We start from the raw sequence: 20,723 nt of genomic DNA on the forward strand, positions 1-20,723 counted from the left end.
TTCAGGCCTCCTCGACAAAGCGGTAGCCGGCGTCGGCCTTCTCGGCGTGGCCGATGCCGCCCCCCGGAAGGTGGAAGCCGATCAGGCGCATCCGGGCAGCGACAAGCTGATCCAGCAACGCCTGGCGTGTCTGGGCCGCCATCGGCCCATCCTGATCGGACCCCGATGCCCATTCGGGCCGTTCGAAGGCCACATGGTGATTGCCAAGCGCATCGCCCACGACCATCGCACTTTCCGATCCGCCCCGGATTTCAAAGGCCATGTGGCCCGGCGTGTGGCCGAAGGTGGCACGGGCGGCGATGCCGGGCAGGATCTCTTCGCCGTCACCGAACTTGCGGACCTGATCGGCGATCACCTCGAGCCGGCGCTGCGCCCCCACGGCGAATGTGGTGCGCGCCTCGCCGATGGTGTTCACGGTCTCGGGGTCCATCCAGTAATCGAATTCGGCCTGACCGATCAGGAATTCGGCGTTCGGGAACAGCGGTTCGTCGAATTCGTCCAGAAGGCCCCAGAGGTGATCGGGGTGGGCGTGGGTGAAGCAGACATGGGTGATGTCCTCGACAGTGACGCCCAGGGCATCCATCGCCTCTTGCAGCTTGCCCGCCGTCGGCATGAAATCCGGGCCCGACCCCACGTCGAACAGGACCGTGTTCGTGCCGTCGCGCATCAGGGTGACGTTGCAGGGCGGCTCCAGCCGGTCGGTCGGCAGGCCATACTTGCCGACGATCGCGGCCATTTCCTCTTGCGGCATGCCGCCCAGGATGAAATCGCCCGGCAGCACCAGATGCCCGTCCGACAACGTGTCGATCTGCACGCTACCCAGCGTCAGGGTCGATCCGGCCCAAAGGCGGCGCGGCAGGGCGGGGGCGGCAAGGGCGGCCCCGATCGTGGTCAGGATCTGGCGGCGGGTCAGCATGGCTGCGGTCCTTTTCTTATGCATCAGAACGGGCGCCCCGGTCACGGGACGCCCCGGCGGTTCAATCGGCGGCCTCAGCCGAAGATGTCGGTGGTGATCCCCGCATACCAGCCAAGGCTTTCCTCGTAGGTGGCCTTGCGCAGCGCGGCATCCTCGCCGGTGTTGCTGACGAAACTGGTGACCGAGGCGATCTTTTCCGGCGTCGGTTCGTAGGAGGCACCGACCTTCACACCATCCTCGGGCGCGATGAGCGACCAGCAGGTGTTGGTGTATTTCGCCGGGAAGACCTTAGAGCCGGTCAGTTCGCCACGGATCGTCATCGCCACGATCTTGGCCTGGCTGTTCGCGGCAAAGCCCGATTTCGGCATGTCGCCCTGCGCGCTGGCATCACCCAGCACAAAGACGTTTTCGTCCAGTTTCGATTTCATGCTGTCGGGCATGACCGGGGCCCAGCCATTGTCATCGGTGACCTGGGCGATCTGGGCGATCTTGCCCGCCATCTGGCCCGGAATGACGTTGCAGACATCGACCTTGGTCACCTCGCCATCGACGACGACTTCCATCGTGTCGGGGCGCACCTCGACCACGCCGCCGCCCATGTCGGGGCCAAGCCATTCGACCATGCCGGAATAGTGCTTTTGCCAGCCTTCCTCGAACAGGGCCTGCTTGGAATATTTGTCCTTCGGATCGAGGACCAGGATCTTGGCCGTCGGGTTCCGCGTCTTCAGCACATGGGCGACCATGCTGATGCGTTCATACGGGCCGGGCGGGCAGCGGTAGGGGTTGGGCGGCGCGACCATGCAGAACAGCCCGCCTTCGCGCATCTCTTCGACCTGCTTTTTCAGAAGCTGGGTCTGGGGGCCGGCCTTGTAGGCATGGGGCATGATTTCGGCGTGCTGGTCGGCCGACCATCCGGGAACCGAGCCGTCCTTGAAATCGATGCCCGGCGACAGGACCAGACGGTCATAGGGCAGCACCTGCCCGCCCGCCAGCGTCACTGTCTTCGCGGCGCGGTCCACGCCCATGGCCATGTCGTTGATGACCGTGACGCCGCCGGCGGCGATCTTGTCATAGCCGTGCTGGAGGTTCTCGAAGTCCCAGAACCCGCCGATGTAGAGGTTTGAGAAGAAGCAGGTCGTGTAGATCGGGTTCGCCTCGACCAGCGTGATGTCCAGCGCGTCACCGGCATCCTTGGCCAGATAGCGGGCGACGGTGCCGCCCCCCGGCCCGCCGCCGATCACGACGACGCGGGGCTTGGTCTGCGCGCGCACCCAGGGTGCGGCAAGTCCGGCGGTCATGGCCGCCGCCGTTCCGATAAACAGTCGTCTGTTGAGTGACATGGTTCGTTCCTCCCTTACTGGCATTATGCCGCTCTGCGGCCCCTCTCGTTTCGTCCCGCCTATTGCCCGAGCGTGGCGAAATAGGCGGCCAGTGCGGCGATTTCTTCGTCCGACAGGCGGCTGGCCATCATCTGCATCACCGGATGGGGCCTGAACTTGCGCTTGTAGGCGTGCATCGCGATCACGAAATCCTCTTCCGGCCACATGGTGATGGCGGGGATGCCCTGATCGGTACCGTCCGGCTGATGGCAGGTCACACATTCCGACGACAGGTATTCGCCGTATTCCGGGTCGCCCTTGATGGAAAGGATCGCGGGATCAAGATCGTGATCCGTCATCCGCGCGGTCGGTTCCGCCTCGGGGATGTTCTGGGGATTGTCCGACAGGGTGCGCAGAAAGGCAAGAAGATCGGACCGCGACTGGTCGTCGGCCATGCCGCGGTAGTTCATCCGCGTACCCGACACCAGCGCCTTGGGGTTTTCGATGTAGACGTCGAGGGTTTCCAGCGTCCAGGTCAGGCCATCCGCGCCCATCCGCGCCATCGACTTGGAATAGGTGAAATCCGCGCCCGTCGCCGCCCGCCGTCCGAAGATGCGGTTGAGTTGCGGCCCGACACGGTTGATCGCGCCTTCGCCGATCTGGTGGCATGCCTTGCACTGCCGTTCGAACAGGGTGGCGCCGCGCTGTGCGTCGCCGATCAGTTCGGCGGAAGCCGGGGCGGCAAGCGCCCCGGCTGCAAGGATGGCGAAGGCTGTCCAGATACGTGATACAGCCTTTCGCATGATCTAGCCGCCGAAGGTCGACAGATAGGCAATGACCGCGTCGATGTCTTCGGGTTTCTTCAGGCCCGCGAAGGACATCTTGTTCTTCGGCATGAAGCCCTTGGGATCGGCCAGGTAGCCGTGCAGGTTCGCGTCGTCCCAGACCATGCCGGATGCGCCCGCATCCGCCATCGGCTTGGAATATTTGTAGCCCTCGACCGACGCGACCGCCCGGCCGACGATGCCGTTCAGCACCGGCCCGGTGGCGTTCTTCGCACCGTCGCCGACCTTGTGGCAGGCCGAGCATTTCTTGAACACCTTCTCGCCCGCCTCGACCAGCGCCGGATCGGCGGCGGCCACGGCGGGTTCGGCTGCTGCCTCTGCCGGGGCTTCGGCGGCCGCGGCTTCGGCCGGGGCCTCGGCTTCGGCGGGCGCTTCGGCCGAGGCTTCGGTCGAGGTCGCTTCGGCAGGTGCCGCCTCGGTCGCACCTTCGGCAGAAGCCTGCGAAAGCGGCGGGATGGTGTTCAGCGGAAGGCCGTTTTCATCCTTCGGGGTCACGTTCAGGTTGATCGCCCGCTTGGTGATCTCTGGCGCGGTCTCGCGGCAGTTCTCCATGCAGGGTTCGGCCCGGAACAGGGCGTATTCGGTGGCCTCGCGGTCATCGACGACGAACCCGTCCGCATTCGGCATGACGACTTCGGTGAAGTTCTCCTTCGTCAGGACGAAGTCGTCCTCGACCAGGCCGTTGGAATACAGAAGGAAGGCGGCAATGGCATAGGTTTCATCGACCGTCACCGTCTGCGCCGCGCCGAAGGGCATCGACCGGTGGACATAGTCGAACACGGTCGAAAGATAAGGCCAGTAAGAGCCGATCGTCTTGACCGGGCGCGGATCCTGAAGCGATCCGATCCCACCAGCCAGAACCGGCCAGCTGTCGATCCCCTCGGCGAAATCGCCGTGGCACGAAGCGCATTTGTCGGCAAAGACCTCGTCGCCGGTCGCCACGTCGCCCGATCCTTCGTGAAGGCCGGTGCCATCGGGCAGCACGGCCACATCCCAGGCGTCGATTTCTTCGGGTAGGGCGGCACGGCCCAGACCCAGCTTTTCCGCCAGCGCAGGGCCGGCCATCACGGACAGGGCGAGCGCCGAACCGATCAGCAGATTACGCGATTTCGACATTCTCGACCTCCCCATTGGCGTGGACCCACCAGGGTTGAATGGAATTGTTGTGATAGACGTTGTTCGTGCCCCGGATCGCGCGCAGCTGATCCTTGGTCGGCTGGACATAGCCGGTTTCGTCGATGGCGCGCGACATGATGATCATCTCGCTGCCGTCCCAGTTCATGTCGTAATGGAACCGGGTCAGGGCCTTCGACTGCGGTTCGCCCGCAAGGCGCGCGGGCGCCCAGGTCTTGCCGCCATCCACCGAGATGTCGACGCGGGTGATCTTGCCGTGGCCCGACCAGGCCAGGCCGGTGATGACCAGCGGGCCGGATCCGTGGCGGATCGGCGCCTGCGGGCTGGGCGAGGTGATGACGGATTTCGCGTCCATCACCCAGGTCCACTTGCGGGCCTTTCCGTCGGGCATCAGGTCGGTGTATTTCGAGGTTTCCTCGCGGCTTTCGACAGCGGCGTGGTAGACGCCGATGCGGCGCAGCCACTTGACCCACATGTTGCCCTCGAAGCCCGGCACGACAAGACGCACGGGATAGCCGTGTTCCTTGCGCAGCGCCTCGCCATTGGCGAAGAAGGCGACCATCACGTCGTCCATCGCCTTTTCCAGCGGCATCGAGCGGCCGTTGGAGCTTGCATCATGGCCTTCGGCATAGATCCACTTGCCCTCGGGCTGGACGCCCGCCTCGGCCAGGAGATCCTTCAGCATGACCCCGGTGTATTCCATGTTGTGGATCATGCCCTGGGTATACTGGCAGCCTTCCAGCTGCGCGCCGCCCCATTCCATGCCGCCGTTGGCGGCGCATTCGCAGAAGGCGGTCATGGTGCGGCGGGGGAAGCGCATCAGGTCTTCGAAGGTGAAGACAAGGGGCGTGTCCACGAGGCCGTTGATCATCAGGCGATATTCGCCCTTGGTCATCTCGATCGCGCCGGAATGGTGACGTTCGAAGGCGCAGCCCTGCGGTGTGATCGTGCCTTCAAGCGCGTGGATCGGCGTGAAGTTGATCGACGAGATCGGGCTTTCGGTCAGCCATTCGACATAGCCGCGCACGACGTGGTTTTCATACTTGATCGGCATCCCGTAGGGCACCGCATCCACCGCATCGCCGGTCGAGCTGGCATAGTCCTGGATTTCGGTGATCAGTGGATCGGGCGTTGCCGCGCGGGCCGCGGTGGTTCCGGCCACAAGACCGGCTCCGGCGGCGACAGTGCCCCGCAGAAAGGCCCGGCGGCTTTCGCCAACTTTCGACTCATCGGTCATTGGCTCAGTCTCCTTGGTTGTCTGGTCAGATCCCGGTGACGGTCACCGAGGTGTTGGGTTCGAGGTTCACGGTGCCGATCTTCTTCAGATGGGATTCGATCACATCCCAGATCTGCGGCCCTTCGGTGCCTTCGTTGACGCTGGCCCAGCCACCCACGACATAGGTCTTGGCCGGGTCGATCGCCTCGCCCGTGGCGGCCAGCGTCATGTTGGTGATGCGCTGCCCGATGGGCTTTGACACGTCGCAGGTAAACGCCATGCCGCCGACGCGGACCATGTCGCCGCCCTGCTGGTAATAGGGATCGGGGTTGAAGATGTTGTCGGCCACGTCTTCCATGATCGTGTGCAGGAATTCGCCCGTCATCTCGCTGCGGTAGACCTGGCCATAGGTCATCGAACAGACCGAATGGATGTCCTCGCGGGTGATGTCCTGCCCCGGCATGATCGACGCACCCCAGCGGACGCCTGGCGACAGGGCGATCTGGGTGTCGCGCTCGCTGATGATGGCGTTGCAGATCAGGTCATCCCAGGTGCCCTGGAAATTGCCACGGCGATAAAGCAGGCTTTCGGACTTGGCGATCACCTCTTCCAGCTGGTCCTTGTAGGGCGCGCGTTCGGCCTCGATCAGCGCGGCCATGTCGGGATCGGGCGCGATCACGTCCGAGAAGATCGGGATCAGCTTGTGCTTGAAACCCATCATGCGGCCGTCGCGCACGTCAAGGTCAACGCGGCTGATGAATTTGCCGTGGCTGCCCGAGGCGATCAGGATCGTCTCGCCCACCAGAACCGGTTCGGGGATCGCGTCGTGGGTGTGGCCGGTCAGGATCACGTCGATGCCTTTGACCCGGCTTGCCATCTTGCGATCCACGTCAAAGCCGTTGTGCGACAGGCAGACCACCAGTTGCGCCCCTTCGGCACGGACCTCGTCAACGACGGCCTGCATCCGTTCCTCGCGGATGCCAAAGCTGTATTCGGGGAACATCCAGCCGGGGTTGGCGATCGGCATGTAGGGGAAGGCCTGCCCGATGACCGCGATCTTGACGCCGCCGCGTTCGAACCAGGTGTAGGGCTCGAAGGCCGGTTCGTCCCATTCGGCGTCATAGATATTCGCGCCAAGGAAGGGGAACTTCAGCTGGGTTTCGACAATTTCTTTCACCCGCTCGGTGCCGAAGGTCCATTCCCAGTGACTGGTCATCCCCTCGACGCCCAGGGCGTTCATCGCGTTGACCACATCCTGGCCATTAGTCAGGTAGCTGGTCATCGACCCGTGCCAGGTATCGCCGCCATCCAGCAGGATGGAGTCCGGCCGGGCAGAACGGATGGCCTTGACCGCGGTGGCCACCCGGTCAAGCCCGCCCATCCGGCCATAGGTCTTGCCCAATGCGGCGAAGTCCTCGTAGGTCAGGGCATAGGCCTCGGGGCTGCCGGGCTGGAGGTTGAACATCTTGATGAAGTCCTGGCCGACGACATGCGGCGGCAGGCCCTTCACCTCGCCCACGCCGATGTTCCATTCCGGCTCGCGGAACCAGATCGGGCGCAGGTGCGCGTGGATGTCGGTGATGTGGATCAGCGTGACGTTGCCGAAATCGTCGAACTGGAAAAGCTGGTCCTGCGTCAACGCCTGCTGGGCGGCCAGCTTCGACCAGTTGCCGATCCCCGAGGCGCCCACGATGGCCGAAGCCGCGAGGGACGCCTGAAGGAATTCGCGCCGGGTGATCATGTCTGTCTTCTCCTTGGCACCGGGCACGTCAAGGCCGTTCGCGCCAGAGGCGCGTCAGGCAGGCAGCCCATGTCTGAAAATGTCCAAACGAATGGGGTGGCGGCCCCCCTCGATATCGGGGGGCCGCCGGTCGTATCAGTGACGGACGCCGACGCCTTCAACGGACAGGCCGTTGCCGCGCGAGGCGACGTAAAGCTCCAGCGCCTTGAACTCGTCCGAACCGGCCTTGAAGGTTTCGGCGCGGGTATCGCGGACACAGCCGACAAAGCGCTGCTGCGCCGTCACCACGCCTGCATCCTTCAGGCGATAGACCGGCATGCCGTTGACCTGGCCCTGACTCAGGTGGTCGGCGCGGATCATGTTGCCGTAGTTGTCTTCGTGGCAGTTCGCGCAGGACATCTCCAGCTGCCCGTAACGGGTGTAGTAGATTTCCTTGCCCTTCTCCCAGAAGGCGGCGGCCGGGCCGTCGATGGCGACATTGACGACTTCGCCACGCGACTGCATTGAGATAAGCGAGACCATGTCCTTCATCGGACTGGAGGTCGTGCCCCAGGCTTCAAGGCCCATGCGTTCGGTGACGCATTCGTTGATGTAGTCTTCCACGATCATCAGCTTGCCGCTTTCCGCGTCCACGCGCGGGGTGACGGCGCGCAGGCCCTTCATGCTTTCGGGGCCTTCGTGGCAGCCGGCGCAGCTTTCGCCCTTGGCGCCCTGGGCCGCGTTCCAGCTGTCAAGGCCGCGGTCGACGAACACCATGCCGGGGTTGTCGAAATCGTCCTTCTGAAGCACGCGGGTTTCATCCTCGCGGAACAGCCAGCCGGAATAGACCGTGTCCAACACATCCTTCAGATGGTCCGGCGCGGCGGTCTGGGTGACGAGTTCGATGCTGCCGTCGTCGGTCTCGATGACCAGCGTATCGTCGACCGGATCGGCCATCGCCGTGCTGGCCAGCGCCAGAGCCGAGGCTGCGATGAGTGTTCTGCCAAAGTGCAGACGCATGTGATTTCCTCCCTGGGTGGGGTCACCCGCCACCATCGGCGGATGACCTGTCCTTGGACGGGCGCCCTACCCGCGCCCCGGCGACTGAGCGCCTCAGGCGACTTCGATCGGCTTCACGTCTTCGTAGACAGAGCCGTCGTCGTCGTACCAGGTGAACTTGAACTCACCCGCGGCGTCCACCTTGGCATCGAATTCGATGTAGGGGTTCGTCGAGATCGCGGGTTCCAGCGTCACGTCGATGACGTTCACGCCGTTCAGCTCGCAGGTGAAGCGGTTGATGATCGACCGCGGAATGACCGAGCCGTCAGCGTTCTTGCGCTGGCCCGATTCCATCGGGTGGCTGATCAGGGTCTTCAGCGTGATGACTTCGCCGGCCGCAGCGGACTTCGGCACTTTCACGCGGGGTTTGACGTCTTTTGCCATGTCTCTCTCCTATGTCTCGTGCCGCAGATCAGCCGCCGCAGCCGCCGATGGTGACCTTCACGGTCGCCTTGGCCTCGGCGAAGCTGCCGTCTTCCATCTTGGCGATGGCGATCACGTCCTGGGTCGTGGCCAGGCGGATGCGGGTCGCGGCCATGCGCGAACCGGCCGCGGGGCCGAAGGTGAAGGTGGCGACGCCAGGCGTCGGGTTGCCGGCCGCCAGGATCAGGATGCTGGCCGAGCCGGGCGCGTCGACGGCCACCGGGACGGTGTTGCCGTTTTCGGCGATTTCCGGGGCGGTCAGCGTGATGCCTTCGGATTTCAGTTCGGCGCCACCGGTGAACGCCGCGATAGCGTCTTCGACGGCGGCCTTCACCTGCGCCGGAAGCGAGGTGGCGGCGACGCTGGCCAGGGCCAGCAGGATCGCTTCTCGTCTGGAAAGGTTCATTGTCATCTCCTCGAATAGGTGGAACCGGGTTCCGTCATTCCTTGAGCGTCATGAGATAAGCCACGACGTCTTCGATCTGCTGCGCATTCAGGATCGGCGGCAGGTCGCCTTCGGGCGCCTTGCCGGTGTAGGCGTTGCCCGGGCGGACGAAGCCTTCGGTCTTGTAGAAGGCCGGCATGAAGGTGCCGTCGAAGGTCATCTTGGCGTTGGCGACGATTCCGCGCAGTTGCGCTTCGGTCCAGCGGTCGGCGGCGCCGTCAAGCGCCGGGCCGATGTCGCCCTGGAACGGGACCTCCGGCATCGCGGCGATCGCGTGGCAGGCCACACAGTTGCCCAAGGCGTTGGTGGTCATGATCTTTGCGCCCGAAGCCGGGTCGCCGGGCGTGCCGCTCAGCGATTCGGCGATGGCGCCTTCTTCGTAATTCACTGCGGTCGGAGCGGTTTCACTCCAGACGGGCGTGGCTGCAAGTGCTGCCGCAATCATGCCCAGTGCTGCGTGGCGCTTCATTGAGTCCTCCCTGGTTCTCCCGAGTCGGACTGTAAACCGGGCATGCCGTCGCATGCAATGATAATTATTCCAATAGTTGAATATTCATAAGATTGCGCGGCGGATATCCGCCGCGCAACAAGCGTTCGCCTAGTTGCCCTGAGTCATGCGCGAGGCGAGGTATTTCTGGAAATGTTCCCCGTTTTCATAGGTCTTGTCCTTCACCCAGGTTAGCAGGGCCGAGGTGGTGCCCTTGCCGAAGGCGCCCGGCATCACGGCCACGGCGGCCTGCGCGGCGGTCTGACCTTCGGCCACTTCTTCCGGCAGAAAGATCATCGTGGGCGTGAACATCACCCCCCAACGCACGGCCATGTCCTTTTCGGAAAGCACCGTACCGTCGAAATCCGTCACCTCGACGTCGCCGAACAGGTTCATCTGAACGACAAAGAAATTCTCGCGGATCAGCGCGTCGATCTCGGGGTCGGGATAGACCTCTTCGTGCATCTGCGTGCAGTAGATGCAACCGCGCTGTTCGACGATGATCAGCAGGCGCTTGCCCTCGGCATTGGCCTCGGCCAGATCCTCGGACAGGTCCTTGAACGTATCGCGCAGCCAGGTGGGCTTGTGCAGCCCGTCATCGCCCAGTTCCGCCGCAGCCAGCGGCAGGGCCAGAACAGCGGCGACAAGCGCCGCGCCCGCCCGTGTCATCCATCCCGTCATCGCACCCTCCCTGTGCTGCCCCCTGCCCGCCTCAACCCAGCGAGGCGAAGAAGGGGAATGTTTCGATCATCCAGTTCGCGATCGCGTTCACGCTGCCCGTGGCGATCAGGATCGCGAAGACCACCAGCATCACCCCAAGCACCTTTTCGACATGGGGCTGGTATTTGCGATTGCGCTGCATCCAGCCAAGGAAGGGCCGCGCAAAAAGGGAAGCCACCACGAAAGGTGCGGTCATCCCGAACCCGAACACCGCCAGCAAGAGGCCCCCGCGCCAGACATCGCCCATGCCCGAGGCCATCATCAGGATCGTGGCCAGGATCGGCCCGACGCAGGCCGACCAGCCGAAACCGAAGGCAAGGCCCATCGTATAGGCCCCAAGCACCGTCTTCGGGCTCAGGTTCGACTGCATCCGCGCCTCGCGGTAAAGGATGCCGATCCGGATCACCCCCAGGAAATGCAGGCCGAAGGCAAAGATCAGCGCCGCCGCCACATAGCGCAGCACCCCGAACCATTCGCGGAACGCCTGCCCAAGCGCGCTGGCGCCCATGCCCATCAGCATGAAGATCGTCGTCACCCCAAGCGCGAACATCAGCGCCGACAGGAACAGGCGCCGTTGCGCGCCGGGCGCGATCTGGCCCTCGCCGCGCAGTTCGGCCATCGACAGGCCCGCCATGTAGCTGAGGTAGAAGGGCACCATGGGCAGGATGCAAGGGGTGAAGAACGCCAGAAACCCGGCAAGCAGCGCGCCGCCAAAGGTGATATCCAGCATCAGGGCCTCCAGGTTGCGGTTCCGCGTGAAGCCGGTTGCGGAAGCGCGAAAATACATTACGATGTTTCTATATTTCTTGGAGGCCGTCAATCATGCTCGACACGCTCCTGCGCCGGATACCGAAGGCGGTGACGCTTGGCGCGGCGTTCGGCCTCCTGGCATCCTTGCCTGCGTTGGCCTCGGATCTGACGCTATGGATGTTCGAGCAGACGGGCTGCGCCTATTGCGAACGCTGGAAGGCAGAGGTTGGCGATGCCTATGCCATCACCGAGGAAGGGCGCACCGCCCCCTTGCAGATGACCAACATCCGGGATGGCGTGCCCGAGGGGCTGACGGTGGTCAGCATGCCCGTCTTCACGCCGACCTTCATCCTGGCCCGCAACGGGCAGGAAATCGGCCGGATCGAAGGGTATCCGGGCGAGGATTTCTTCTGGGGGCTTCTGAACCAGATGCTGGACCGGGCGGCCGAAACCGGCCACCAGCCGGCGTCGAACTGAACGGACGCCCCACGAAAGTCGGATCGGCTGGCGGTTTGCGTGAAACCTGCGCGCATGCTAGGCAGACAGTGGATCACGAGGTGCGCCGGAGGGCTGGGGCAGATCATGCCGTGGGCAGAGGATCACAAGGACGAGCTGACCGACCCGACCGGCCAACCGGCGGTATGCCCGGTCGCGCTTGACCTTCTGCAACCTTATGCCAACGACGCCGCCAATTTCCTGAAGGCACTGGGGCACGAAGGACGGCTGATGATCCTTTGCCACCTGTCCTCTGGCCCGAAAAGCGTCACCGAGCTTGAAAACCTTCTGTCGTCGCGGCAGGCTGCGGTCAGCCAGCAGCTTGCCCGCTTGCGGCTGGAAGGTCTGGTGAACGCCCGTCGCGACGGGCAGGCCATCTATTATTCGATCCTCGATCCGAAGGTCGAACGCATGGTGGCCCTCTTGACGGAATTGTTCTGCCCGCCCGAGGGCGGAGCGCAAGGCTGATCCGGCGCCCCCGCGGGGGACGGCGGCAGATAGGGGAAACAGGTATGGAAACGCTTCCCTACGGTGCATTGGCAGCCCTGGTCGGGCTGCTTGGCGGGATCGTGCTGGGGCTTGCGGCACGGCTGGGCGATTTCTGCACGCTGGGTGCGATCGAATCGGCCGTCTACGGCGCCGACCACAAACGCCTGCGGCTGTGGGGCATCGTGCTGGGCACCGCGATCGCGGCCACCTGGATCGGGGCGGCGGTCGGCCTCGTCGATGTGGGCGGCACCTTCTATCACCAGATCGCCTGGAACCCGCTGGCGTCGATCTTCGGCGGGCTGGTCTTCGGTTACGGGATGGCACTGGCGGGCAACTGCGGCTTCGGCGCGCTGGTGCGTTTCGGCGGCGGCGACCTGCGGTCGCTTGTCGTGGTGGTGGTGATGGGGATCTTCGGCTTCATCGCCCTGTCGGGGCCGCTCGCGCCGCTCAGGATCATGCTGTTCTCGCAGGTGGATGCGACCGGCCCGCAGGGCATGGCCCATGCTTTCGCGGCCACGACCGGCCTTCCGGCGCTGGCGCTGGCGCTGCCGCTGGCGGCGGGGCTGTTTGCCTGGGGGCTTGCACATGCGCCACTGCGGGCACGTCCCAACATGATCCTCTGGGGGATCGCCGCGGGCCTTTCGGTGGCCTTCTGCTTTGCCGGAACGACCTGGGTCAACAACCTGTCCTTCGGCGAGATCGGGGTGGAAGGGCCTTCGTTCACCGCGCCCATCGGGCGCACGCTGATCTTCCTGATGACTTCGACCGCGGGCGGGATCACCTTTTCGGTGGGCTCGGTGGCGGGGGTGATGATCGGCGCGCTGGCCGGGTCCACCCTTCGCGGGCTGTTCCGCTGGGAGGCCTGCGAGGACCCGCGCGAACTGGGCCGCCAGGTTTCGGGCGCCGCGTTGATGGGGATCGGCGGGGTGATCGCCATCGGTTGCTCGGTCGGTCAGGGTGTGACGGCCTTTGCCACGCTGGCCTGGTCGGGGCCGGTCACGCTGGCCGCGATCTTCCTTGGCGCGGTTGTCGGGCTGCGGCAGCTGATCGGCGGCTTCCAGCCGGAATAGACCATCCCGAAAGCCGTCACCTATCACAGACGCACGGAAACGTGCCGCCCGCGCGCCGGGTCATTCCGAATAGCCGGGCGACTGGCTCCACCGCCAGGCATCGGTGATCATCTGCCGCAGGTCGGACCGTTCCGGCCGCCAGCCCAGTTCCTCGCAGGCGCGGACCGATCCCGATACCAGCGCCGCCGCATCGCCGGGCCGACGCGGCCCTTCCACGACGGGCACCGGGCGGTTGGTGACGGCGCCCGCATGGGTGATCACCTCGCGCACCGAAAAGCCGCGCCCCGTCCCAAGGTTGAAGACACCGTTCCCCTGCCCGTCCAGAAGCCGCTTCAGGCCAAGCACATGCGCATCCGCCAGGTCGGTGACATGGACGTAATCGCGCACGCAGGTGCCGTCGGGCGTGGGGTAATCCGTGCCGAACAGCGTCAGTGCGGGCCGCTTGCCCTCGATCGCCTCCAGCATCAGCGGAATGAGATGGGTTTCCGGGCGGTGCTGTTCGCCGATCTCGCCCTCGGGGTCGGAACCGGCCACGTTGAAATAGCGGAAGATGACATGGTTCAGGCCGTAGGCCTGCCCGAAATTCACCAGCATGTCCTCGATCGCGCGTTTCGATGCGCCATAGGCGTTGATCGGGCGCTGTTCGCAGCCTTCGTCCAGCATCACCCCGTCCTGATCGCCATAGGTGGCGCAGGTCGAGGAAAAGACGATGTTGCGGCATTGCGCGGCCACCGCCGCCTCGAACAGGTTCAGCGCGCCGCCAAGGTTGATGCGCCAGTAAAGGCCGGGGTCGCGCATCGATTCGCCCACCAGCGACAGCGCCGCGAAATGCATGACCGCCACCGGACGGAAGCGGGCGAAAGCCTCGTCGACGCGGGCACGGTCCATCAGATCGCCCTGCACGAAGGGGCCGAACTTCACCGCTTCGGCCCAGCCGGTCGACAGGTTGTCGAAGGCCACCGGCACGAAACCCGCCCGGGCCAGCGCCTTGCACGCATGCGACCCGATGTACCCTGCCCCGCCCGTCACCAGCACATGTTCCGCCACCGCAGACCTCACCATTTCGCCTTGCTTTCGCCGAGTGTTAGCCGGATTGGCGGGCGATGTCGAACCTCTGCTTTGGAAAAACCGCTGGCGTGCGGGCCGATCCGGACGCCAAGGGTTTAACGCATCGGTGCCGTGCCCTAGATTGGCCAGGGGAATTGCGAGGACTGGTTCATGTGTATGATCTGCGCCGCCCGGCGACCGGCCGACCTTACGGCTGCCTATGACCGACATGGTGCCGAGGGCGGCGGAACGGCCCCCGTGGTGACCAAGTCTGTGGGCCAACTGGTGACGCAGCTTGTCTCGGGCTACTGGGCGTCCTTCGGGGAAGGGCCGCGCGCCTTCGACGTCGCGCCCGGTGGAACGCTGACCTACAACCTGGGCGACCTGAGCGCGGCAGAACGGCATATCGCGGTGGCCGCGCTTGAGGCCTGGAGCAACGTCACGGGCCTGCGGTTCACACCCTTCGTGGCGCCTGCACTGGCCAGCGCCACCGAAGGCACGGATGCACCCGCGACCATCGGCGGCGCACGACCGCTGGCGATGAACACGGCGCTTGACGGATCATTCTTCGCCCCCGGCGACAGGGACGTGTACGCTGTCAGCCTGCAGCGCGGGCAGACCTACTCTTTCGCGTTGGAAGGCCGCGGGGCGTCCGGCGTCGAAGATCCGTTCCTGCGGTTGCGCGACGGTTCGGGAACCCTGCTTTCCGCCAATGACGATTATGGCGGCACACGCGATTCCCTGATCACCTTCACGGCAGGCTACACGGGTGTCCATTACATCGACGCCGGAACCTTCAACGATGAATACGCGGGGGGATACCGGCTGACGGTATCGCAAAGCCCGCTCCTCGCCGGCATCACCTTCACGAACAGCGATCCCGAGGGCGGTGCCTTTTCCATTTCGGACCTTGAGGGCGATCGCATCGTCGCCTCGCTTGTGATGGTGGAATCGAACTGGGATTTCGATCCGGTCTCGATCAACAGCTACTGGTTCCAGACCTACATGCACGAGATCGGCCACGCCCTGGGGCTTGGCCACGCGGGCGACTACAACGGCGATGCGATCTGGGGGCGCGACGACAAGTTCGCGGATGACAGCTGGCAGACGACGATCATGTCCTACTTCAGCCAGGAGGATAACCCGAACGTCAACGCCAGCTACGCCTTTACCCTGACGCCTATGATGGCCGATATCGAGGCGATCCGGCTGCTTTACGGCGACAGTATCCGCGCCTATCACGGCAACACCGTCTATGGCGCGAATTCGAACGTGGGCGGCTATCTGGGCCGCGTCTTCGCCGCGATCTTCGACGGCGCTTCGGCCTCGCAACGCGATTTCATCCGGAACCCCTGGACGATGACCATCTTCGACACCGGCGGTCGCGACCGGATCGACGTTTCGACCCTGTCGAACAACGCCAAGATCGACCTCGCCCCCGGTGCCGCGTCCAGTGTCGCGGGTCTGCGCAACAACCTGCTGATCGCGCGGGATGTCGTGATCGAGGAAGCCCGAACCGGTGCGGGCGATGACCGCCTGATCGGCAATGCCGCGGCGAACCGCCTTTCGGCCGGGGCCGGGCGCGATACCCTCACCGGCGGGCTTGGCAACGACACGCTGACAGGCGGCAGCGGAAACGACGTTCTGAACGGCGGCGGCGGGCGTGATACCGTGGTCTATGCCGGGGCCGGCTCGGTGCGGGTCGATCTGGGCCGGGGCGTCGCCTCGGGCACGGGGCATGGCAGCGACCGGCTGGACTCCATCGAGAAGGTGACCGGCGGAAGGCGCGGCGATGTGCTGACCGGGGACGATGCCGCCAATGTCCTTTCCGGACAGGCCGGCGCCGATACGTTGCGGGGCGGCGGGGCGGCCGACACGCTGGTCGGCGGGGCCGGGAATGACATCCTGAACGGTGGCCGCGGGCGTGATACCGCCCGTTTCGAGGGCGGGGCCGATATCCGCGTCGATCTGGCGCGGTCCGACCGGCAGGTGACCGGCCAGGGCGGCGACCGCCTGACCGGGATCGAGAACCTGGTGTCCGGCAGGGGCGATGACGTGCTGCGCGGCGATGGCGGGGCGAACCGGCTGGCCGGAAACGCGGGGAACGACAGGCTGTTCGGTCGGGGCGGCAATGACACCCTGATCGGCGGCCAGCAGGCCGACCGGCTGGTCGGCGGCGCGGGCGACGACAGGGTGACGGGCGGCGCGGGTTCGGACAGGTTCGTCTTCACCGCAGGGCGCGATATCGTCACCGACCATCAGCTGGGGATTGATACGCTGGCCGTTTCGCGTGCGCTCTGGACCGGGAGGGGCGGCGTTGACGGCATGCTGGACGATCTGGCGACGCGGTCGGGCGGCGCGACCCGGATCGACTTTGGCGATGGTGACGTGCTGATCCTGCGGGGCGTCACCAATCTGGACCGTTTGGCCGACGACATCGTCCTGATCTGATCGCCGGGCCGGAAGGGCGGCGATCAGATCACGTCGATCCGATCGGCAAGGCCGCGCATGTCGGCCACGTCCTCAAGGATCAACCTGTCGCCGCGCCCGAAATCGAGGATGACCGCGTCGCCACGTTCCTCGGCATAGCGATCCAGAACCCGCGCGCCCGACATGAAGCGCGAAGCGGGCAGGCCCTGATCAAGGATCACGATCCGGTCGAGGCGGGTGAAATCCGTGACCACATCGACACCGCCGCCGAAGACGAAGGTATCGCGCCCGGCGCCGCCGGTCAGGATGTCACTGCCGCCGCCGCCGTCCAGCCGGTCGCGACCACCCCCGCCGGAAAGTCGGTCGGCCTGCCCGCCACCGTCCAGCCGGTCATTTCCGCCAGCCCCCGCCAGCAGGTCGCGCCCGCTTCCGCCGGAAAGGCGATCGGCCCCGGAACCGCCCGAAAGCCGGTCATTACCGCCGCCGGCCGACAGGCGGTCATTCCCGCCCCGGCCCTCCAGCCGGTCGCTCCCGCCCTGCCCCGACAGCGTGTTCGCGCCGCCCGTGCCGGTGATCCGGTCATTCCCGCCGCCGCCTTGCGCGTTCTCGACACCGGCGATGCGGTCGCGGCCATGCCCGGTGTTCTGAAAGCCCTGTTTCGACAGGTTCAGTGTCACGGCCGCACGCCCGGTGAAAAGGACCGTGTCGCTGCCACCGCCACCCAGCATCACATCGTTTCCGGCGCCGCCGGTCAGCCTGTCGTTTCCCGCGCCGCCCTTCAGCGTGTCGGCGCCCGAGCGTCCGTCAAGCCGGTCGGCGCCACCGCCGCCGATCAGAAGATTGGCCCCGGCCGATCCCCGGAAGATGTCCCGCCCGGTCCCGCCGATCAGATCCTCGACCGAAACGACAAGATCGGCCCCCTCGCCCGTTCCCTGCCATCGAGCAAGGCCAAGATCGACCCGCGCCCCCTGGATCGCTCCGCTGAAATCGGCGATGTCGCGACCGTTGCCACCATAGAGCTGGTCATTGCCCGCCCCGCCGAAAAGCAGGTCGCGGCCGTCCCCGCCGATCAGCGTGTCATTTCCCTGCCGGCCTTGCAGCCGGTCGTTTCCGCCCCCGCCCTCAAGCCGGTTCGCCAGCCCGTTTCCGTTGAGGCTGTCGTTGCCGTTCGCGCCGACGAGGTTTTCAAATCCGCTGTGGCGGATCGTGCCCCAGGGCGTCCGGACGTAGAGCGAGGCCAGGTCGGCGGCGAGGGAGGCGCCCGCCGTGGGATATGGCGACAGGATCAGCGTATCCGTCCCGGCGCCGCCTTCCAGCGTATCGGCACCGCCACCTCCGGCGATGGTGTCATGGCCCGCCCCACCGAGAATCCGGTTGGCCCCGGCGCTGCCGGTCAGCCTGTCGTTTCCGGCGCCTGCGGACAGGGCCTCGAAACCGCGAAGCCGGTCAGTCCCCTCGCCCGTCACCTGCCAGCCGGTCGCGGCCAGCGAAACGCGCAAGCCCCCCCGGACGCTGCCGAAGAAAAGCCAGTCGAAACCGGCCCCGCCGTCCAGAACGTCATTGCCCGACCCGCCGATCACCGTGTCGGCCCCGCCCCCGGCCGAAATCGTGTCATTCCCCGCCCCGCCGTCCAGCCGGTTCGCCCCGGTGTTGCCGGTCAGCCGGTCGGCCTTCGTGCCTCCGGTCAGCGCCTCGATCCCGCCCAGAAGGTCCAGCCCCGTGCCGGTGTTCTGCCGCCCGGTAACGGCCAGCGAGACCGTGACCGCGATGCTGCCGCCGAAATCGGCCGTATCGAACCCCGACCCGCCGATCAGCGTGTCATCCCCCGCATCCCCGCGCAGCAGGTCATTGCCGCCATCGCCCTGCAAGCGGTCATGCCCGTCGCGCCCTGTCAGCCGGTCGTCGCCCCCCCCGCCGCGAAGATCGTTGTCGCCGCCATCGCCGAAAAGCTGGTCGGCAAAGCGGCTGCCGATGATGCCTTCGATCGCCACCAGCCGATCGCCCGCACCTTCGCCGGTGTTGCGGAACGGGTCATGCAGGTCGATCCGGACCGGGCCGGACGCCTCGGCATAGTCCGCCAGATCGGTCCCCGCCCCGCCATGCAGCAGATCGCGCCCCGCGCCGCCGGCCAGCGTGTCATCACCGGGGCCGCCATAGACAAGGTCATTCCCACCGCGTCCAGCCAGCCGGTCGTTCCCACCCTCGCCCCGCAGCACGTTCCGCCCCCCGGTGCCCATCAGGATGTCGGCGAAGGCGCTGCCCAGAACGCCCTCGATGCTGGAATGCCGATCGCCCTGGGCAAACCCCAGGTTCGCCGTCGGTGTCACAAGGTCGACGGTCACACCCGACGTGGCCTCGCCGTAGTCGACCAGGTCGAACCCGTCCTCACCCTGCATGACGTCGGCCCCCGCCGATGCGACCAGCGTATCTTCGCCCGCCCCGCCGGTCAGCGTGTCGCCCTGCGCCGCGGCCCTGATCCGCAGCCCTTCGGCCGGACCGGGCGCGCGCACATGCCACAGACGGAACAGATCGGCCTCTTCGAAGACCGAACGGGGAAGGGCGGAACCGTCCGCGGATACCACCAGAAGCTGTTCATCCCCCCAGGTCAGCAGGGCGCCGTTGCGGCGTTCCTTGTGGCGGATTTCTTCGAAGCTGAAGATGCGGCCCCAATCCGTCAGGTCGATCCGGTCCTCGGTCGGATCGAAATCCTGGATCGTGTCGGTCGTCCCGTCCCCTGTCAGCACAAAGACATCCGCCCCCGCGCCCCCGCGCAGCGTGTCCTGGCCCGCGCCGTCGATCAGGATGTCCTGCCCGCCCTCGCCGCGCAGCGAATCGTTGCCGCCACCGCCCGCGATCATGTCACCCGCGGCACCTCCGGCGAGGGTATCGTTGCCGGACCCCAGAAGGGTGGTCTGGCCGATCGGGCCGGGATCGGCCTGCACCCGGATCAGGCCGCCATTTTCGCTGGCGACGAAAAGATCGAAGATGCCGCCGCGAAAGACCCCCTCGATATCCGTCACATTGTCGATCCGCGCGCCGGGACGGGCCAGCGCCTCGGCCAGCCACAAAAGCCGCCCGTCGGGCATCAGGGTGAACATCGTCAACCCGTCATCGCCTCCGCCCGCGAACAGGTAGACCCGGCCCGCCTGTTCGATGACCTCGACCGCCTGCACGCCCTGGAACCGGGTTTCCAGCGTATCGACGACATGATCGCGCAACAGAAGCCGCCCGTTCGGCCGCATCTCCACCACGCTGAGCGAGGACGATCCGGCCCCCGCGACCACCGCCCAGCTGGCGCCATAGGCCGAAAAGGTTTCCATATCCGACGGGTTCGACACGCCAAGCCCGCCGCCCGCGCCAAGCGTTGTCGTCAAGGTCAGCGCGCCGCCAGATCCGATGGTGAAGGACCGCAGCACATCGCCCGTCGTCGAAAGCGCCAGAAGCCGCATGCCGTCATCGACCGCCACCGCCTTCAGGCTGGTGATGTCCACGCCCTGCAATTCGCCCCAATGGTCGAATTCGGAAACCGCCGTGGCCGTGCCATTGGCGTTCAGCCGGTAGCCCAGGATCGACTGTTCGCCCATCCGGCTTGTGAAAAGATAGGCGTTTGATCCGACGGACGCGGTTTCCAGTGCGGTCAGACGCCCGGTGGCCGATCCCTGGAGGTCCTGCACCGCGCCAAGCGCGCCGTTGGCGTTCAGGCGCCAGCCGCCGATGCGCGCTTCATCGGCGCCCGTCAGCGCAAGAAGCGGTGCCCCGCCCAGATCGAACAGGCCGAACCGCGCGGGCGCGGGCAGAACCGCGCCCCCGCCGCCGCCCGCCTGGTCGATCCTGACCCAGCCTGCATCGACCAGCAGCACCATGACGGCGCCCTTGCGCGTGGCCGAATAAAGATGAAGGCCCCCCGGCCCATCCCGCAGGAAAAGATCGGCGATCCCCGTCAGAAAGGACGCGGACGCGCCGCCGAACGTCCCGTAGACCGAGATCGTTGCCACAGCATTCCCCACACATGTCTCACACACCCGGGAACAGGGTGGCGCTGCGGGGTCAGCGGGGGCTTAACCGATGATGGCGGCATTGGGGCATTTGCCTTGCATGCGCGCGAATAAGGAAACGGGGGCCAGGGCCCCCGCGTCGTCTCTTGTCGCGAAAGACCGA

At 65.8% G+C, this 20,723-nt stretch carries 18 protein-coding genes; 4 read left to right on the plus strand and 14 right to left on the minus strand.

Annotation, left to right across the window (positions count from 1 at the left end; genetic code table 11):
- Position 1 precedes the first annotated feature (1 nt).
- The 12 genes from E7811_RS04475 to E7811_RS04530 form a co-directional block, all read right to left on the minus strand.
- Positions 2–916: an MBL fold metallo-hydrolase gene (locus E7811_RS04475; RefSeq protein WP_136393362.1), complete on the minus strand. Its 915-nt coding sequence runs from the start codon at positions 914–916 to the stop codon at positions 2–4.
- Between the two features lie 74 nt (positions 917–990).
- A complete protein-coding gene (locus E7811_RS04480; RefSeq protein ID WP_136393363.1) occupies positions 991–2,256 on the minus strand; it encodes an NAD(P)/FAD-dependent oxidoreductase in 1,266 nt (421 codons plus the stop codon).
- A gap of 59 nt (positions 2,257–2,315) precedes the next feature.
- Positions 2,316–3,038, minus strand: a complete 723-nt coding sequence (locus E7811_RS04485; protein WP_136393364.1) for a c-type cytochrome — start codon at positions 3,036–3,038, stop codon at positions 2,316–2,318.
- Positions 3,039–3,041: 3 nt separating this feature from the next.
- Positions 3,042–4,196: a c-type cytochrome gene (locus E7811_RS04490; RefSeq protein WP_136393365.1), complete on the minus strand. Its 1,155-nt coding sequence runs from the start codon at positions 4,194–4,196 to the stop codon at positions 3,042–3,044.
- Entirely contained in the window at positions 4,180–5,451 is a 1,272-nt protein-coding gene (soxC, locus tag E7811_RS04495; protein ID WP_136393366.1) for a sulfite dehydrogenase, read from the minus strand. The genes E7811_RS04490 and soxC overlap by 17 nt, the downstream gene beginning before the upstream one ends.
- A gap of 25 nt (positions 5,452–5,476) precedes the next feature.
- Positions 5,477–7,171: a thiosulfohydrolase SoxB gene (gene soxB / locus E7811_RS04500; RefSeq protein WP_136393367.1), complete on the minus strand. Its 1,695-nt coding sequence runs from the start codon at positions 7,169–7,171 to the stop codon at positions 5,477–5,479.
- Between the two features lie 135 nt (positions 7,172–7,306).
- Positions 7,307–8,170, minus strand: a complete 864-nt coding sequence (gene soxA, locus E7811_RS04505; RefSeq protein WP_136393368.1) for a sulfur oxidation c-type cytochrome SoxA — start codon at positions 8,168–8,170, stop codon at positions 7,307–7,309.
- Between the two features lie 93 nt (positions 8,171–8,263).
- Complete coding sequence (gene soxZ, locus E7811_RS04510; protein WP_136393369.1) at positions 8,264–8,593, minus strand: thiosulfate oxidation carrier complex protein SoxZ; 330 nt, start codon at positions 8,591–8,593, stop codon at positions 8,264–8,266.
- A 28-nt stretch (positions 8,594–8,621) separates the two neighbouring features.
- Positions 8,622–9,038, minus strand: coding sequence for a thiosulfate oxidation carrier protein SoxY (gene soxY, locus E7811_RS04515; protein ID WP_136393370.1), 417 nt, complete (start codon positions 9,036–9,038; stop codon positions 8,622–8,624).
- Positions 9,039–9,072: 34 nt separating this feature from the next.
- Positions 9,073–9,546, minus strand: a complete 474-nt coding sequence (soxX, locus tag E7811_RS04520) for a sulfur oxidation c-type cytochrome SoxX (protein ID WP_136393371.1) — start codon at positions 9,544–9,546, stop codon at positions 9,073–9,075.
- A gap of 129 nt (positions 9,547–9,675) precedes the next feature.
- Positions 9,676–10,245, minus strand: a complete 570-nt coding sequence (locus E7811_RS04525; protein ID WP_136393372.1) for a SoxW family protein — start codon at positions 10,243–10,245, stop codon at positions 9,676–9,678.
- Between the two features lie 31 nt (positions 10,246–10,276).
- Entirely contained in the window at positions 10,277–11,014 is a 738-nt protein-coding gene (locus E7811_RS04530; protein WP_136394226.1) for a cytochrome c biogenesis CcdA family protein, read from the minus strand.
- Between the two features lie 92 nt (positions 11,015–11,106).
- Between E7811_RS04530 and E7811_RS04535 the strand changes: the two genes are divergently transcribed.
- The 3 genes from E7811_RS04535 (at position 11,107) to E7811_RS04545 (ending at position 13,088) form a co-directional block, all read left to right on the plus strand.
- Positions 11,107–11,511, plus strand: coding sequence for a thioredoxin domain-containing protein (locus E7811_RS04535; protein ID WP_136393373.1), 405 nt, complete (start codon positions 11,107–11,109; stop codon positions 11,509–11,511).
- Between the two features lie 105 nt (positions 11,512–11,616).
- Positions 11,617–11,997 (plus strand): ArsR/SmtB family transcription factor, encoded by a 381-nt coding sequence (locus tag E7811_RS04540; protein ID WP_136393374.1) that lies wholly within the window; start codon positions 11,617–11,619, stop codon positions 11,995–11,997.
- A gap of 44 nt (positions 11,998–12,041) precedes the next feature.
- On the plus strand, positions 12,042–13,088 hold the full coding sequence (locus E7811_RS04545; RefSeq protein ID WP_136393375.1) for a YeeE/YedE family protein: 1,047 nt from the start codon (positions 12,042–12,044) through the stop codon (positions 13,086–13,088).
- Positions 13,089–13,148: 60 nt separating this feature from the next.
- On the opposite strand, the gene galE is transcribed toward E7811_RS04545, so the two are convergent.
- Entirely contained in the window at positions 13,149–14,135 is a 987-nt protein-coding gene (gene galE, locus E7811_RS04550) for a UDP-glucose 4-epimerase GalE (protein WP_136394227.1), read from the minus strand.
- 171 nt (positions 14,136–14,306) lie between these two features.
- Between galE and E7811_RS04555 the strand changes: the two genes are divergently transcribed.
- Positions 14,307–16,586, plus strand: coding sequence for a M10 family metallopeptidase (locus E7811_RS04555; protein WP_136393376.1), 2,280 nt, complete (start codon positions 14,307–14,309; stop codon positions 16,584–16,586).
- A gap of 23 nt (positions 16,587–16,609) precedes the next feature.
- Here the strand turns inward: E7811_RS04555 and E7811_RS04560 are convergent, their stop codons facing one another.
- The gene (locus E7811_RS04560; protein ID WP_136393377.1) at positions 16,610–20,560 is read right to left on the minus strand and encodes a calcium-binding protein; all 3,951 of its coding nucleotides are present in this window, start codon (positions 20,558–20,560) and stop codon (positions 16,610–16,612) included.
- Positions 20,561–20,723: the final 163 nt, after the last annotated feature.

It is taken from the genome of Aliigemmobacter aestuarii (assembly GCF_004799285.1).
Classification (GTDB): Bacteria; Pseudomonadota; Alphaproteobacteria; order Rhodobacterales; family Rhodobacteraceae; genus Aliigemmobacter; species Aliigemmobacter aestuarii.

Bases quoted from the DNA above. Each gene is read 5' to 3' on its own strand.
- soxC (WP_136393366.1), bottom strand. From the start codon at position 5,451: ATGACCGATGAGTCGAAAGTTGGCGAAAGCCGCCGGGCCTTTCTGCGG.
- E7811_RS04490 (WP_136393365.1), bottom strand. From the start codon at position 4,196: ATGTCGAAATCGCGTAATCTGCTGATCGGTTCGGCGCTCGCCCTGTCC.
- E7811_RS04540 (WP_136393374.1), top strand. From the start codon at position 11,617: ATGCCGTGGGCAGAGGATCACAAGGACGAGCTGACCGACCCGACCGGC.
- E7811_RS04525 (WP_136393372.1), bottom strand. From the start codon at position 10,245: ATGACGGGATGGATGACACGGGCGGGCGCGGCGCTTGTCGCCGCTGTT.
- soxY (WP_136393370.1), bottom strand. From the start codon at position 9,038: ATGAACCTTTCCAGACGAGAAGCGATCCTGCTGGCCCTGGCCAGCGTC.
- E7811_RS04555 (WP_136393376.1), top strand. From the start codon at position 14,307: ATGTGTATGATCTGCGCCGCCCGGCGACCGGCCGACCTTACGGCTGCC.
- E7811_RS04475 (WP_136393362.1), bottom strand. From the start codon at position 916: ATGCTGACCCGCCGCCAGATCCTGACCACGATCGGGGCCGCCCTTGCC.
- E7811_RS04545 (WP_136393375.1), top strand. From the start codon at position 12,042: ATGGAAACGCTTCCCTACGGTGCATTGGCAGCCCTGGTCGGGCTGCTT.
- soxX (WP_136393371.1), bottom strand. From the start codon at position 9,546: ATGAAGCGCCACGCAGCACTGGGCATGATTGCGGCAGCACTTGCAGCC.
- soxA (WP_136393368.1), bottom strand. From the start codon at position 8,170: ATGCGTCTGCACTTTGGCAGAACACTCATCGCAGCCTCGGCTCTGGCG.
- E7811_RS04530 (WP_136394226.1), bottom strand. From the start codon at position 11,014: ATGCTGGATATCACCTTTGGCGGCGCGCTGCTTGCCGGGTTTCTGGCG.
- E7811_RS04480 (WP_136393363.1), bottom strand. From the start codon at position 2,256: ATGTCACTCAACAGACGACTGTTTATCGGAACGGCGGCGGCCATGACC.
- E7811_RS04485 (WP_136393364.1), bottom strand. From the start codon at position 3,038: ATGCGAAAGGCTGTATCACGTATCTGGACAGCCTTCGCCATCCTTGCA.
- soxZ (WP_136393369.1), bottom strand. From the start codon at position 8,593: ATGGCAAAAGACGTCAAACCCCGCGTGAAAGTGCCGAAGTCCGCTGCG.
- E7811_RS04535 (WP_136393373.1), top strand. From the start codon at position 11,107: ATGCTCGACACGCTCCTGCGCCGGATACCGAAGGCGGTGACGCTTGGC.
- soxB (WP_136393367.1), bottom strand. From the start codon at position 7,171: ATGATCACCCGGCGCGAATTCCTTCAGGCGTCCCTCGCGGCTTCGGCC.